Source organism: Salinarchaeum chitinilyticum, from assembly GCF_055390775.1.
The window spans coordinates 647602-661321 of sequence record NZ_AP043888.1; the positions used below are offsets into that span (position 1 = coordinate 647602).

Here is a 13720-nt window from a genome sequence, read left to right on the forward strand (position 1 = left end):
GTACGTTCTCGTCCCGGCGGTAGCCGTACGCAGAAGCTACGTCAACCGCCGTTCGGGCGAACCGAGCGCTCGAAAGGGAAAAGTCGACTGCAGAAAGACGGCGGACGGCGTTACTCGCTACGTGCCCGATAGCCAGCGTGGAGCTGACGACCGAGCGGGATCAGCACCCAGAACGTGAGTGGTCCGAGGATCATGAACCAGAACATCGCGTCCATGATGAGATACGCCATCTGCTCGTAGATGTTCGACGCTGGCGATACCTCGGCGGTCAGCTGCTTCCCCGCGAAACTGGGGGTTCGGTACCAACCGGCGAGAATCATCCAGATCAGGCCTGCTACGGACAGAATGCCGAAGCCCTTGGCGAATTCGTCGGCCATTAGCTGATCATTCGTCGTCCGCGTCTTTAGGGTTTCCCATTCCTTCAGCCCGGAACCGGGCGGCGAACGCGTACGTCGCTGCACCCATCACGATCGAAGACACGCCGAGGATGGCGACGGGGAGGTTCACCTCGTCCGCCGAGGCAGTTGCGCGTGCCGTCGCAGTGTCGAGTGCGATCATCCCGCCGACGACCAGTGCGATCGACAGCAAGGTCGAGAAGACGGTGACAGTCTTGTAGAGATCCATCGGGACGACGACTTCCGGCCGCCCACCGCGTGTGGGCGACGGAGAATCGGTGGCACCGCTGGTGGCGTCGTCGGCAGTAGTGTGACCGGTATCAGAATTGCCGTCGCCCGTCGAACCGTCGGAGGCGTCCGCCATCCGCTATCGCGGGGGACGGAGTCGATAGTACCGTCGGTTGAGGTCGTACATGTACCCCTCCCGCATCGACTTCAGGACCGCGTAGGTGATCGTGGCCCCGATGAACGGCAGCGCGAAGCTGAGCCAGAGCTGGAGTTCGCTGGTGAGGATGGGAACCCGGGTCGCCATCAGGTTCTTGATCGCCAGCAGGCTCAGCGTGAACGAGAGGATGACGCCGAACACGCCGACGGCCGACCAGAACGGCTGTTCGACCGGACGACGAGCGCTCCCCTTGTTCAGGAACGGGACCAAAAACATCATCATGATGATCGGCCCGTGCAGGAGCACTGCGAAGGTGCGGTCGGTCGCGAGCGTCTTCCCGCCCAGGATCGCTAGCTCCAGGTTGAGCGTCTCCGTCTTGAGGATCCCGAACGACCAGTAGAGATACCAGTCGGGGAGGATGACGCCGGGCGTCGACGTCGGGTTCGCCGGCGCCTCGAGTGGCGGCGGCATCGTCGCGGAGACGAACAAAATGACGCCGACGAAGAAGCTCGTGATCGAGAGGTTTCGGATCATCTCGTGGGGCCAGGCCGGGAACCCCAGCACGTCGCGCTCGACGTAGTCGGAGTCGTCCCGGAGCACCTGATCCTCTCGCCGGGACCGTTCGAAGTACTCGTACGTTAGCCGGGAGAGACCGTCGGTTCGCTCCTTGCGCTCGCGGAACGACGGCGAGTCGTCGTCCGCGGGCGTGATCGCACCACCGTCAGCGCGGAGCGCTGACGAGGATCGGCTCTCGTCATTCGCCTCACCACCGTCAGAGCGGAGCTCTGACGAAGTTCGCCTTTCTTCGTTCGGCTCACCACCGTCAGCGCGGAGCGCTGACGAGGGTCGGCTCGCATCGCTCGCCGCTCCGCCGTCGGTCCGAACCTCTTCGGAATCGTCGTGGGAAGTGGATGTGTCAGTCATTGGTCTATCAGTGTGGTTCCGCGATCCCTTGCATCCAGACGATACCCACGTGGATCGCGATGAGCGCCGTTACCACGAACGGTAACACGAACACGTGGAGGATGTACATCCGCATGAGCGTCGGTGCGCCGGGCGAGAAGCCACCGAACAGCAGCTGGGCGGCCCACTCGCCGACGAGGGGCACCGACAGCGCCATCTCGAGGCCGATCTGTGCCGCCCAGAACGCGAGCTGGTTCCAGGGCAGCACGTAGCCCGAGTACCCGAAGAGGAGCGTGAGGAGGATGAGGACGACCCCCAGAATCCAGTTCAGTTCCCGCGGCTCCTTGTACGCGCCCGTGAAGTAGACGCGGATCATGTGCAGGAACACAGCTGCGACCATGAACTGGGCCGCCCACCGGTGGATCGACCGGAGCATGAACCCGAAGTTCAGGTCGGTCATGATGTAGACGATCTGGTTGTACGCGATGGTGGCGTCGGCCCCGGCAGCGGAGGTCGCCGTTGGCGAGTAGTAGAATCCCAGCAACGCCCCCGATATCGCCAGTAAAACGTACGCGATGATCGAGAGCGATCCCAGCGAGTACAGGGGGTACCAGTACCAGAACTTGTTGTCGAGGTTGTACTGCTCGGTGTGGCTCTTGGGCATCTGGAGGTTCGTCTTGTAGTACGCGTCCTCCAGCAGCTCGAGATAGTCGACGAGGCGGAGTCGCTTGTCGAGCCACATCAGCGTGAGGAGGTAGCCCCGCTCGACGCGAGAGAGGTCCTTCTCTTCGAGCCAGTCGCCGCGGTCGAACTCGTCGGTGCGTTCCAGACTCATGTTAATCAGACCGCGGTAGTGCGATGAAGTCCTGTTCGATGATCGTGAACGGGTCGTACACCGACTGGTGGCACTGGCAGTAGATCGAGTCGCCTGCGCCGTAAGCCATCGCGTCGGTCTGGCCCGGATCCTTGTAGCCAGGCACACAGCAGAAGTGCGTACACTGGTTGTGGATGGCGATGAACCCGTCGACGGTGCTTGCCTGGAGCCAGTCGTTGTCTTCTGCCGCCTGCTCGATCAGTGGACTGCGGATCAGCTGTACGGGGAGCCGATCGCGTGGCTCGAGCTCCGTGGAGCGCCACGTCACCTTCGCGGGCTTGCCGACCCCGCTCTCGCCAATGACGTTGCCCCAGTTTTCGTAGTCCGAAAAGTGTTCGGCACGAACCGGATCGCCGGCCTCGACCTGGTTCGACTGCCACTCGTAGGCAGGGTTGGCAGTGTACCGGATCGTGTTGTCGAGGTCGGCGTCGGGTTCGATGGCCGGATTGTTCTGGGAGCCACAGTACTGGTACCACGTCGTCGAGTAGAGCGTGCCCCCGAGCTCCATTTCGGCGATCGGGACCGTCTGGCCGCCGATCTGCTGCATCTCGACCTCGGGCCAGATTCCCTTGAGGTTCCCCTCGTCGTCGTACTCCAGTGGGATCTGTGGCATGCCCCGCGGCGCCGGGCCGCCGGTCTGCTCGATTCCCATGTAGTCGGTGGGGCCACCACCGGCGCCCGGCGGTGCGGTCAGACTGTCGACCATCGAGGCCGAAGCGCCGATGACGCCCGAGAGCGCCCCCGCGCCGACGACGCCCTTGACGAAGCGCCTGCGATCCGTGTCTTCGGGATATTTGTCGTATGGGTCGTCCATGGTTACTTTTTGTAGTAGGGGTAGACAGCGCGCTTGAGATTCTCGGTGAGATCGCCCCCGAGCTGTTCGCCGTCGGCGCCGTCCTCGCTGACGTAGAGGTCCTCCCACTTTCGGCGGCGCTTCTTGACGATCATCACGTCCGGGAGGAACTCCTTCCGGTAGAGCGCGAGGATCACGCCGAGATTGATGAAGAGGAGCCCGAGCAGGAGCCCGAGATAGACGTTCCCGGACTCTCGGACGCCCCAGCTCTCGTAGAGGCCGTACGTGAACAGCCCGACGAAGACGACTTCGAGAACGGTCAGGACGACGATCGCCACTGCGGCCCCGACGCTCTCATCTGCGGGTTCGTAGCGGTGAATGTCGCCGTAGTTGCTTCCTTTCGTTGCCATGTTAGTCCCTCTTGTTCGGTGCTGCCGTGTGGGCGGACTCGCCGTACTTCAGGAGATAGAACGTGAACACGAGCGTCGCGAAGATGCCCATGAACGCTATCGCACCGACGAAGTGCTTCTGGATGGGGATTCCCATGTGGGACGGATCTGGCGGTTCGTAGCCGCCACCGCCGCCACCGGAGTTGGCGTCCTGCGTGACCTCGATGGTTCCTGCCATATCTGGGGCGTGGGGCGTACACACGTACTCGTACGTCCCCTCGACTGTGAACGTATGCTGGTACGTCGTTCCAGTACCGACGACGTCGGGATGGCCCTCCCACGAAGCACCGTCGGGTTGGGATTGGGGCTGGACGTTGTGACCGTCAGAGTCCCACTCCCAGACGACCTGGGTGCCGGGCAGAATCTCGATGTTGGCAGGCTCGAAGACGAGATCCCCGCCCGGACCGACCGTTACCGTCCGGGTCTCGCCGGCGCCGGACAGTCCGCCACCGTCGCTCTGATTCCCACCACCGTCGCTCTGGTTGCCGCCGGTGGTCGTACCGTTGCCGCCGGTGACGGAATCGTTTCCACCGGGCCCCGTCGCGTTGCCGTCGTCCTGCATGGCGCCCACTCCGCCCTCGGCCGCAGCCGCTGACGCCGCGGCACTCGTCGCCGCCGCGGCCCCCGCGGCCCCGCCGGCTGTTCGGAGGAAGTCCCGCCGTTTCATACAACCTGACGCTCGGGATTGGCCCCGCTTAAACCCACCGATGCGGACGGATCCGCGGCGTCCGGTTTACACCCCAGAGCCTGCCAGATTCCCCCTGTATGACGGGAGCCTGTTGCGAGGTTCCGACGGGCCGTCTCGGATGCCGCCACCGTTCGAATTGCGCGGGCCGATTCCAATCTCGACAGCACGGACGCGTCACTGCGATCGGCGCGATCGCACCCATCCCGATCAGGCGTCGCCGCGGTCGTCGTCGGTGAGTTCGCGCGTCCCCGATTCCGTGGGGAGGAACGCCGGCCGTTCGCCGTCGTCGAGTCCCATGTTTCGCAGCCGCTGGCGGTACTCCTCCGCGCGGAAGGTGTCGGAGAGGCGGGCGTTCGCGACGGTCGCGAACAGCGTGAGCCCGACCGCGACGAAGACGACCCCGATGACGATCATGACCGAGAGCGCACCGCCACCGGCCCCGCCGACGCCCCCAGCGCTGGGGGCGCCGTAGGACGCCGCGAACGAGTAGATCGCTGCGAGGACGAGGAGCACGCCGGACAGCGAGAGGACGCCAGCGACGACCTGCATCATCAGGTTCCCCAGCTCGTTGCTCGTTTCCGGCACCTCCTCGGGATGTGGAAGAAGGAAGTCCTCGTCGGGCGCGTCTGGAACGTCGTAGCTCTCCATCGAACAGAGCGCGACGACGGGTTTGGTGTCCCGGAGCACCGTGCCAAAGCCCTCGACCGACCCGTCGGGCTCGATCAGCGCGTAGCCAGAATCAGTGTAGGCGAGCAGACACTGCTGCCCCTCGTGCGTGACCCGTTCGACGACGGCGAAGACGTCCCGGGTCGCGATGCGGTGCTCGAGATCGGCCTCGACGCGATCGAGCAGCGCCTCGCCGGTGATCCAGGCGTCGGCGTCGAAGGCGGCGTCCCACTCGTCGGGCTCCATCGATGCCATGTCGGCCGGGCCGAAGTTCTCGAAGTCGTACTCCTCCTCGACGCGCCGGCGCAGTGACTCCAGTTCCTCGGAATCCTCCGTCACGTCCTCGGGTGGCACTCCGTCGCCACGGGCGTCCCCCGATGCTTCGGGGTCCGGTTCGGCGGACGGTGAGGACGAATCCGGCGCGTCGCTCATGACCGAAAGCTTCGGTCGCCTCCGCCGTTAGGGTGACGGTTCGCGACTGGACGCTGCGATCGAACCGTCGAGGTCCACAACTCTAGAACGACTCCTCCCGATCGGCGACGGCGCCGACGACGGTGTCCTGTTCGAAGCGATCGAGAGGAGGAGAAGGAAGAGGAGGAAGGGGTGGAAGGGGAGGAGGCCACCCGCTGCCCACTCCCAGACCGGGATCCCGTGAGCCAGTCCCACACTGAGTCCACCAGTTCCCAGCGGCCGGGGCGTGTCTGCTCCCTTTTTAGGCCGCAGGTGCCAACCACCAGTCGATGGCGCCCGGATTCGCGACGAGCGTAGCCGGTCCCGTGCTCCGCGGCGGACCACAGGTCGCTGGCCAGGTCGCGCAGCTACTCCTCCAGGCGCAGTTCGGCGGGGTGTTCGACGGCGTCCCGCGGACGACGGAGACCGCGACGCTGGTCGCCTTCCTCGTCACGGCGAGCCTTCCGTTCTACCTGTACGGCGCGTGGATCGTGATCGATGCGGAGGTCGTCACCTGGTCGGTGCTCATGCACCACCTCCGGTACATCGCAGTCGGGCTCCTGCTCACGACCGTGCCGGTGCTGACCTGGATGGTTCCAAGACTCCTCGAAGGGTTCACTGGAACGACTGCAGTCCACGTCTTCTTCGGCCTCCAGGCGTACGCACTCCTGCTATTCGCGCTGACGGGGATCTTCCACATCTTCCGCGCCAAGCGCGCTCATTCGTTGTACGAGGACCCCGATCAGGACGTGGACATCGGCGAGCTCCACGAGAACATGAGCGCCTGGCGCTTCCGGCTCCGCGTCGGCGTCTTCGGCTACCTGCTGACCTGGATCATCGCCTGGCTGCTCGGGATGCTCCTGCTGTTCAAGCGGTGGGCACCACTGTTGTTCTGACGCTGCTCGAACAGACGACGTGCAGTCGCCAGCGGGGCGATGAAGCAGCGGGAGATGGAGTATCGAGCGATCGAGTAGCAGGAGCGATGAGTTACCAGGGCTCGCCGCTCGCGAGATCGATCTCGCTGTCGCCCTGCTCGGAGGGACAGATGTCCGCGAGCACGCACGCCTCGCAGTCCGCACGCTGTGCCGAGCAGACCGCCCGTCCGTGATCGATCAGGAGGTGCGTAAACTGGACCCACCGATCCTCCGGGACGACCGGAATGAGGTCCTCCTCGATCGCCGGCGGGCGAGACTCTTCCGTCAGCCCCAGCCGCTGCGTGAGCCGCTGGACGTGCGTGTCGACGACGATCCCCTCGACGACGTCGTGGCCGTGCTGGAGCACCACGTTCGCGGTCTTGCGGCCGACGCCGGGGAGCTCCGTCAGCTCCTCCATCGTGTCCGGCACCTCGCCGTCGTGCTCCTCGACGATGATCTGGCAGGCCTCACGGATGTACTCGGTCTTGTTGTTGTAGAAGTTGATCGAGTTCAGGTCCTCGGCGAGCTCCTCCTGTGAGACCGCGGCGTAGTCCTCGGCGGCGTCGTACTTGGAGAAGAGGTGCTCGGTCTCCTTGTTGACGCGCTCGTCGGTGCACTGCGCCGAGAGGATCACCGCGATGAGGAGTTCGAGACGGTTCGAGAAGTGCAGCGAGATGGTGCTGTCGGGGTACTCGTCCTCCAGTCGGTCCACGACCTCCCGTGCCTGCGCTTCTCTCGGTTCCAGTGGCTCGCCCATGGACGATCGGTTTCGCGGGACGGGCTTCAGGCTCTCGATTGCGGCGAAGGGTCCTGACGGAGAGTCGTGACGTAGGGGCCGGTCCGGATGGCAAACGACCGCGAACGGCAGGCTCAGGTGGTTCCGTCGATCCTCCGCCCGATCCTCCAGCGGTGACGGACAACATTTATTCCGTCTCAGATGCGCGAAACTGTATGGTCCCCGACGACGAACACGGCTGTCCCAAGTGTGGTCACGAAGAGACGGACGTCGGCGCGATCTCGACGACTGGCTCCGGCCTCTCGAAGATGTTCGACGTCCAGACGAACAGCTTCAAAGTGGTCTCCTGTACGAACTGTGGCTACTCGGAGCTGTACCGCGACCAGACCGCCGGCTCGAGCGACATCGTGGACGTGTTCCTGGGGTGATGGCGCTCGTCGTCCTCTTGCTCGCGGTGGCGCTCGCCGCTCCGCTGGTGCTCTACTACCTCGTGCGCGCCGAGCACGACCAGCGGGAGACGATGGACCGCGAAGCGGCCGAGCGCGCCGCGCGGCGTGATACGCCGGACGACCGCGAGCGCTGAGCGCACGATCCGGCTTGGACGGTCGCCGTCGCACCGTGCGCGAGGCGAACGCATTTGAGCGAGCGCCGTGACGGGAGAGGCAACGAATGCGCAGACACTACGACCACGCGCGGGTCCAGGAGTACTGGCAGCACGTCTGGGAGCGCGAGGACGTCTATTCCTGCCCGGACGACGCCGACGATCCGACGTACGTGCTGGGAATGTTCCCCTACACCTCCGGAAGTCTCCACATGGGCCACGTCCGCAACTACGCGATCACCGACGCCTACGCCCGATTCCGCCGCATGCAGGGCGACACCGTCCTGCACCCGATGGGCTGGGACGCGTTCGGGCTGCCCGCGGAGAACGCCGCCCACGAGCGCTTGACCGACCCCGAGTCCTGGACGCGTTCCTGCATCGAACGGATGCGCGACGACATGGAGGAGCTGGGCTTTGGCTACGACTGGGACCGCGAGATCACGACCTGCGATCCCGAGTACTACCAGTGGAACCAGTGGCTGTTCACCCAGTTCCACGAAGCGGGGCTCGTCGACTACCGCGACGCGACGGTGAACTGGTGTCCCGATTGCGAGACCGTGCTCGCGGACGCGCAGGTCGAGACCGGCGACGAGTCGAGTTTCGCGGACGCCGGCTCGGAGTCGCTCGAGGATCCGCTCGATCCCGCGGCACCAGGAGGAGAACAGCGCGAGGACGGAGGCGACGAAGAGTGGGATAGCGAAGCGATCGGCGACGACGACGGGGACCACGACGCTCACGAGGACGGCGGCGTCTGCTGGCGCTGTGGAACCCCGGTCGTGACGCGGGACCTGGAGCAGTGGTTCCTCCGCACGACCGAGTACGCCGCGGAGCTCGAGGAGGGCCTCGACGATCTCGACGCGTGGCCCGAGGGCGTCCGCAACATCCAGGCGGACTGGATCGGCCGGCAGGAGGGCGCAGAGGTCAGCTTCGACGTGCCCGAGTACGGCTCACTCTCCGTGTTCTCCGCGCGACTCGACACGATCCACGGCGCGAGCTACGTCGCGGTCTCGCCCGGCCACGACCTCGCTCGCGATCGCGCGGGAGACGATCCCGAGTTCGCCGATGCGCTCGATGCACTCCACACGGGCGACCACGCCGACGCAACAGCTGGCCTGGCCACCGGACTCACCGCAACCCACCCGCTCACTGGAGCGTCGCTGCCGATCTACGTCGCGCCATACGTGCTCGAGGACGTCGGTACGGGCGCGCTGATGGGCGTTCCAGCCCACGACGAGCGCGACCACGCGTTCGCGACGGCCCACGACCTGCCGATCGAATCCGTCATCGAGCCTGCCGAAGACGCGGAGCCCTCGGCCGGTGACGTGGCGGCCCCGTTCACGGACGACGGCGTGCTCAGCGAGGCTGCCGGCGAGTACGCTGGCCTGGAGAGCGCCGACGCCCGCGAGCGATTCCTCGAGGACCTCGGCGCCGCGGAGGCCGCGACCACCTACCGCCTCCGCGACTGGCTCATCTCCCGCCAGCGCTACTGGGGCACCCCGATCCCGATCGTCCACTGCGAGGACTGCGGCCGCGTGCCAGTGCCCGAGGAGGACCTTCCGATCGAGCTTCCAGAGTTCGAGCACACGACGGGCAACCCCCTCGACGACGCGACGGACTGGAAGCGAACTGAATGCCCCGACTGCGGTGGCCCCGCGGAGCGCGAGACCGACACGATGGACACCTTCGTCGACTCCTCGTGGTACTTCCTACGCTACCTCTCGCCCGATCTCGACGACGCGCCCTTCGACGCCGACCTCGCAGAGGACTGGCTCCCCGTCGACGTCTACGTCGGCGGCGAGGAGCACGCCGTGCTCCACCTGCTCTACATCCGCTTCTTCGCGCGCGCTCTCGCCGACCTCGACCTCGCGACCCACCGCGAGCCCGTCGAGCGGCTCGTCAACCAGGGGACGGTGCTCCACAGCGGACGCCAGATGTCCGAGGCCTCCGACAACGTCGTCGCACCCCACGAGTACGGCCCGGAGACGACGCGGTTGTTCGTCCTCTCCGCCGCCCATCCCGAACGGGACTTCGAGTGGACCGCGCGGAACGTCGGCGCTTCTTACGATCTCCAGCAGGACTGCCACGGGCTGGTCGTCGACTTCCTCCAGCGCACGGACGTCCGCCGCGAGCGCGAGCCCCGCGACGATCACCTCGATCGGGCCGTCGACCGCGCCATCGAGACCGTCGCCGACCACTACGAGTCCTTCCGGTTCCACCGCGCTGTGACGGAGATCCGCGAGCTCGCCGGTCTGTGCAGCCGCTATAGCGCCTACGGCGTCCCCCACGACGACAGCTACCGACGGGCCCTGAAGGCCCTCGCCGCGCTGATCGCACCGCTCACCCCCTACCTCGGCGAGGAGCTCTGGAATCTCCTGCGCGCCGACGGGCTGGTCGTCGAGGCGGACTGGCCCGAGACGAGCACCGACGTTCCGACTGCGGACCGCGCCGCCGAGCGCCGGCTCGTCGACGACGCGCTCGCGGACGTCCGGGAGATCGTCGACGTCGTCGACATCGACGACCCCGAGCACGTCGAACTGGTCGTCGCACAGGACTGGAAGTACCGCGCGTACGAGATCGCCCGCGGAGCCGGTCGCGACGAGCCGATCGTCGGAAACATTCGTGGGGACGAAGCCGTTCCGGACACCGACGCTGCCGCTGCCTTCGCCGGCGACCTCGCCAGCGAAGGCCAGGGGCTCGAACCGGTCGTCGACGGCGAGCGGGCGCTCGAACTGCTCGCCGACGCGGCCTGGCTGCTCGACGACGAGTTCGGCGCGAACGTGACGGTGCGACAGGCCGAGGACGGCGACGGCCTCGCCGAGAAGGCGACGCCGCGCAAGCCCGCGATCCACGTGGAGTGAGCGAGCGCGCTCGACGACGCACAGCCCGCGACGTCGTCCGCTCGGCGGCTTCGATTCGGAACCGCCGCCCAGCCCCGGGCGAGGAGACTACTCGTGGTCCCGATCGTACGCACCGGCTTCCTCGAGCTCGCCCCGACGCTCGAGCACGCTCGGGGTCCGGCAGACTCCGGGAGCGCTGGCGACCTGCGGAACCGTGCAGTTGTTGCAGTCCTCGCAGAGCGCTTTCGCGTTGGAATCGCCCAGGAGTCTGGCCGGAAGCTCCGGCTCGGCGTAAAACGGTCGCGCCATCCCGGCGAGGTCGCAGGCGTCACCGAGTAAGGAGTCGATTTGTTCGCGCTCGCGGAGCCCGCCCTCGAGGAGGACCGGGACGTCTACGCGCTCGCGAACCCGCCGTGCGAGGTCGGCGTTCCAGCCCGGTTCCGAGCCGAACCGTCTGGCCTGGAGCCGATTCAGGAGCTGGACCAGCCGCGCTCGCCAGCGGCTGCCGAACGCGTCGGCGTAGGCGTCCTGGAACTGCGGATCCGACCAGGAGCGTTTCGGGTAGTTTCCACGGACGATGCTCATGTCCCAGGTCACCGAGGTTCGCACTGGAGCGAGCGCGTCGAAGCCGATCGCATCGAGTCGCTCGCAGATAGAAATCGCGTCCTCGTCCGTGAGGTGCCGACGGACGATCCGGGGTGCCGGTCGCTCGGAGGGAACCTTCGTGACGATCGGGACCTCGCTGCCGTCGCGGTCCGTCTCCGCATCGATACGTGCGCGAATCTCGTCGTGGATCGCCGCGAGGAAGCGAACGCCGTCGGCGAAGCGATCGCTCCGGCGGTTGTAGAACGGGGAGCAGAACTGCTGGACGATCCCCATGTTCGCGCCGGCAACGTGGATGCCGTCGTAGCCAGCGTCGACCGCGCGGGCCGCCGCACGGCCGAAGTCCGCTGCGAGTTCTTCGACCTCGCCTGTCGACATGACGTGCGGGGAGAAGTCGAGGACGCCGAGCCGGTCGAGCGCGCGGAGCTGCCAGGGGAGTTCGGAGACGGCGAGCTGTTCGAGGTCGGGATGGTCGGAGCGATAGCCTGCGTGCCAGACCTCCATGCTACGGAGCCCGCCGTGAGCGAGCTGGCAAAAGACTCGTCCGCCGTGGTCGTGGATCGCCCCCGGAACCGATTCCAGCCCGGCGACGAACGCGTCGTCGGCGAAGCGGGTCATCCCTGGCGCGGCACAGCCGCCGTCGCTCCGGACGATCGTCGCGCCCTGGAACACGAGGCCAGCGCCCGCTGCCGCGGCGGGTTCGAGTTCCTGAATGAGGCGGTCGGCGGTCTCCTCGTCGGTGCCGGCACACTCCAATAGTGGGGCTCGATACAGCCGGTTCGGGAGCTCCAGGTTGCCGATCGTCACGGGATCCCGGAGCGTCGTCACGGCCGAATGGTTCGGGCGGGAGCGCAAAGAACCCGTCCCCGAAACGGAGTCGATGATTTCTTCGATTGCCGATCACGCAGTGAATGCCTCGAAAGCCCTCGGCCAGCTCGCGAGCGCTCTGCCGGATATTCTCAGTCGCTTCGCTCCTTCGGATAGGGCCGACAGAGCGCTCGCCACCTGGCCTCGCCCTTTCAGTCCGCCAGGACGTGATGTGGCGCACTGGCCGTTCCCAGTGGATGGGCCGGTCGAAGTTGCGCCGCTTCCGGCGGTCCGTGTTCGCGCACTCAGGCTTCCTCGGGCGAGCCGGCCGCCGGCTCGCCAAGCGACAGCCGGAGGAAGACCGGCGCTGCAACCACCGCGATGGCCATCTCGAGACCGCCGGCGACGAGGAACGCAGTCCAGTAGCCGCTCGCGTCCGCGACGGTGCCGCCGATCAGGAACCCGGCGAGGAAGCCGACGCTCCCGAAGACGTTGAAGCCGGCCATCGCGGAACCGCGGTCGGTGGCGTCCGCGAGGTCGGTCACGAGTGCCATCGTCGACGGGGAGACGAGCGCGCCGAGCACGCCGACGAGGACCATCCCCGCGGCTGCGAGCGCGAGCGTCGGTGCGAACCCGACCGCGATCACGCCGAGGCCGTAACACAGCGAGCCGACGACGATCGGGATCGTCCGTCCGATGCGATCGGAAAGCGCCCCCAGCGGGTACTGGAGCAGGGCGAACGGCGCGAAGAATGCCATCAGCACGAAGCCGGTGGTTCCGGGCCCGATTCCAAAAGCGTCCTGGAAGTACAGCGTCCCGACGAGTGCGAAAAAGCCCGCGGTGAAGCGGTCGATGAGCCCGAAGGCGTAGGGCACGACGAGCGTGGGCGTCCGGCGAACGACAGCAAGCGCCGCGCGCGGCGAACGATCGCTGGCCGGCGCGCGATCTTCGATTAGCGTGACGAGGAGCGCCACCAACGCGAGAAGCGCTGCTGCGAGGAGGAGCGGCGCGAGCGGATCGAGCTCCGAGAGCTGGCCGCCGATCGGCGCCCCGAGGGCGGTGCCAGTGCCGATCGCGATACCCGCGGCACCCATGTTCTTGCCGTGGCCGCCCTCGAGATCCATCAGCATCGTGATCGCCAGCGAGAACGGGCCGATCGTCGCCGCGCCCTGGACGATCCGGAGCAGGAGGACGCCGGTGAACGTCAGGTCGATCAGGGCCGGGAGGACGGCGAGCGCGGCGTAGCCTGCGGCCGCAGCGAGCGCCCCGAGGACGATCCAGGGCGTCCGCTTGCCCGTGACGTCCGATAGCGCGCCCCAGAGCGGCACGCAGACGACGAACGCGCCGAACTCGGCAGCGAGGAAGTACATGCCGGCGTCGAGTTCGGTGTCGGCGCCCAGCGCCGTGACGAGGCCGCCGATCCCCGGATATAGCAGTACCTGCGCGAAGAGGACGGCGGCGACGACCGTGGCGAGGAGCGCCCTGTCGCGGCGAACGGTCACGCCGCGTGGTTGGCGTGTGAGCCAGATAAACGACGCGTTCGCGGGTGGGGACGGAGACCAGTTGCAAGAGACGGTTCGCAGTACAGCGAGAAGGAGACTGCGTGACCGCGGAGCGTC

At 66.7% G+C, this 13720-nt stretch carries 15 protein-coding genes; 4 read left to right on the forward strand and 11 right to left on the reverse strand.

Going from position 1 to position 13720, the window contains the following annotated elements; all coding sequences use genetic code 11:
* Positions 1 to 110: 110 nt before the first annotated feature.
* The 8 genes from ACZ5KP_RS03205 to ACZ5KP_RS03240 all read right to left on the reverse strand — a co-directional run bounded on the left by ACZ5KP_RS03205 (position 111) and on the right by ACZ5KP_RS03240 (position 5585).
* On the reverse strand, positions 111 to 377 hold the full coding sequence (locus ACZ5KP_RS03205) for a DUF7314 family protein (RefSeq protein ID WP_460919832.1): 267 nt from the start codon (positions 375 to 377) through the stop codon (positions 111 to 113).
* 7 nt (positions 378 to 384) lie between these two features.
* Complete coding sequence (locus ACZ5KP_RS03210; RefSeq protein ID WP_460919834.1) at positions 385 to 759, reverse strand: DUF7315 family membrane protein; 375 nt, start codon at positions 757 to 759, stop codon at positions 385 to 387.
* Between the two features lie 3 nt (positions 760 to 762).
* Entirely contained in the window at positions 763 to 1704 is a 942-nt protein-coding gene (locus ACZ5KP_RS03215; RefSeq protein ID WP_460919836.1) for a cytochrome b family protein, read from the reverse strand.
* 7 nt (positions 1705 to 1711) lie between these two features.
* On the reverse strand, positions 1712 to 2518 hold the full coding sequence (locus ACZ5KP_RS03220; RefSeq protein ID WP_460919838.1) for a cytochrome b: 807 nt from the start codon (positions 2516 to 2518) through the stop codon (positions 1712 to 1714).
* Between the two features lies 1 nt (position 2519).
* A complete protein-coding gene (locus ACZ5KP_RS03225; protein WP_460919840.1) occupies positions 2520 to 3371 on the reverse strand; it encodes a ubiquinol-cytochrome c reductase iron-sulfur subunit in 852 nt (283 codons plus the stop codon).
* 2 nt (positions 3372 to 3373) lie between these two features.
* Positions 3374 to 3760, reverse strand: coding sequence for a DUF7318 family protein (locus ACZ5KP_RS03230; protein WP_460919841.1), 387 nt, complete (start codon positions 3758 to 3760; stop codon positions 3374 to 3376).
* Position 3761: 1 nt separating this feature from the next.
* Positions 3762 to 4466: a plastocyanin/azurin family copper-binding protein gene (locus ACZ5KP_RS03235; RefSeq protein ID WP_460919843.1), complete on the reverse strand. Its 705-nt coding sequence runs from the start codon at positions 4464 to 4466 to the stop codon at positions 3762 to 3764.
* Between the two features lie 228 nt (positions 4467 to 4694).
* Positions 4695 to 5585, reverse strand: coding sequence for a DUF7319 domain-containing protein (locus tag ACZ5KP_RS03240; RefSeq protein WP_460919845.1), 891 nt, complete (start codon positions 5583 to 5585; stop codon positions 4695 to 4697).
* A gap of 308 nt (positions 5586 to 5893) precedes the next feature.
* On the opposite strand from ACZ5KP_RS03240, the gene ACZ5KP_RS03245 reads away from it, so the two are divergent.
* Positions 5894 to 6499, forward strand: coding sequence for a DUF7321 family protein (locus ACZ5KP_RS03245; RefSeq protein ID WP_460919847.1), 606 nt, complete (start codon positions 5894 to 5896; stop codon positions 6497 to 6499).
* Between the two features lie 91 nt (positions 6500 to 6590).
* On the opposite strand, the gene nth is transcribed toward ACZ5KP_RS03245, so the two are convergent.
* Entirely contained in the window at positions 6591 to 7274 is a 684-nt protein-coding gene (gene nth / locus ACZ5KP_RS03250) for an endonuclease III (RefSeq protein WP_460919849.1), read from the reverse strand.
* A 194-nt stretch (positions 7275 to 7468) separates the two neighbouring features.
* Here nth and ACZ5KP_RS03255 point away from each other — a divergent pair, with 194 nt between their 5' ends.
* The 3 genes from ACZ5KP_RS03255 (at position 7469) to ACZ5KP_RS03265 (ending at position 10712) form a co-directional block, all read left to right on the forward strand.
* Positions 7469 to 7681: a zinc ribbon domain-containing protein gene (locus ACZ5KP_RS03255; protein ID WP_460919851.1), complete on the forward strand. Its 213-nt coding sequence runs from the start codon at positions 7469 to 7471 to the stop codon at positions 7679 to 7681.
* Complete coding sequence (locus tag ACZ5KP_RS03260; RefSeq protein WP_460919853.1) at positions 7681 to 7836, forward strand: hypothetical protein; 156 nt, start codon at positions 7681 to 7683, stop codon at positions 7834 to 7836. The genes ACZ5KP_RS03255 and ACZ5KP_RS03260 overlap by 1 nt, the downstream gene beginning before the upstream one ends.
* A gap of 86 nt (positions 7837 to 7922) precedes the next feature.
* Positions 7923 to 10712, forward strand: coding sequence for a class I tRNA ligase family protein (locus ACZ5KP_RS03265; protein ID WP_460919855.1), 2790 nt, complete (start codon positions 7923 to 7925; stop codon positions 10710 to 10712).
* A gap of 87 nt (positions 10713 to 10799) precedes the next feature.
* Here ACZ5KP_RS03265 and ACZ5KP_RS03270 read toward each other — a convergent pair whose 3' ends face one another.
* Both ACZ5KP_RS03270 and ACZ5KP_RS03275 read right to left on the reverse strand, forming a co-directional pair.
* Positions 10800 to 12122 carry an oxidoreductase gene (locus tag ACZ5KP_RS03270; protein WP_460919857.1) on the reverse strand — a complete coding sequence of 441 codons (1323 nt, stop codon included), beginning with the start codon at positions 12120 to 12122 and terminating at the stop codon, positions 10800 to 10802.
* A gap of 284 nt (positions 12123 to 12406) precedes the next feature.
* Complete coding sequence (locus ACZ5KP_RS03275; protein ID WP_460919859.1) at positions 12407 to 13603, reverse strand: MFS transporter; 1197 nt, start codon at positions 13601 to 13603, stop codon at positions 12407 to 12409.
* Positions 13604 to 13720: the final 117 nt, after the last annotated feature.

Excerpts from the sequence above, each read along its gene's own strand:
- ACZ5KP_RS03260 (WP_460919853.1), top strand. The coding sequence starts at position 7,681 with ATGGCGCTCGTCGTCCTCTTGCTCGCGGTGGCGCTCGCCGCTCCGCTG.
- ACZ5KP_RS03245 (WP_460919847.1), top strand. The coding sequence starts at position 5,894 with ATGGCGCCCGGATTCGCGACGAGCGTAGCCGGTCCCGTGCTCCGCGGC.
- nth (WP_460919849.1), bottom strand. The coding sequence starts at position 7,274 with ATGGGCGAGCCACTGGAACCGAGAGAAGCGCAGGCACGGGAGGTCGTG.
- ACZ5KP_RS03230 (WP_460919841.1), bottom strand. The coding sequence starts at position 3,760 with ATGGCAACGAAAGGAAGCAACTACGGCGACATTCACCGCTACGAACCC.
- ACZ5KP_RS03255 (WP_460919851.1), top strand. The coding sequence starts at position 7,469 with ATGGTCCCCGACGACGAACACGGCTGTCCCAAGTGTGGTCACGAAGAG.
- ACZ5KP_RS03210 (WP_460919834.1), bottom strand. The coding sequence starts at position 759 with ATGGCGGACGCCTCCGACGGTTCGACGGGCGACGGCAATTCTGATACC.
- ACZ5KP_RS03225 (WP_460919840.1), bottom strand. The coding sequence starts at position 3,371 with ATGGACGACCCATACGACAAATATCCCGAAGACACGGATCGCAGGCGC.
- ACZ5KP_RS03205 (WP_460919832.1), bottom strand. The coding sequence starts at position 377 with ATGGCCGACGAATTCGCCAAGGGCTTCGGCATTCTGTCCGTAGCAGGC.
- ACZ5KP_RS03265 (WP_460919855.1), top strand. The coding sequence starts at position 7,923 with ATGCGCAGACACTACGACCACGCGCGGGTCCAGGAGTACTGGCAGCAC.
- ACZ5KP_RS03235 (WP_460919843.1), bottom strand. The coding sequence starts at position 4,466 with ATGAAACGGCGGGACTTCCTCCGAACAGCCGGCGGGGCCGCGGGGGCC.
- ACZ5KP_RS03240 (WP_460919845.1), bottom strand. The coding sequence starts at position 5,585 with ATGAGCGACGCGCCGGATTCGTCCTCACCGTCCGCCGAACCGGACCCC.
- ACZ5KP_RS03215 (WP_460919836.1), bottom strand. The coding sequence starts at position 1,704 with ATGACTGACACATCCACTTCCCACGACGATTCCGAAGAGGTTCGGACC.
- ACZ5KP_RS03220 (WP_460919838.1), bottom strand. The coding sequence starts at position 2,518 with ATGAGTCTGGAACGCACCGACGAGTTCGACCGCGGCGACTGGCTCGAA.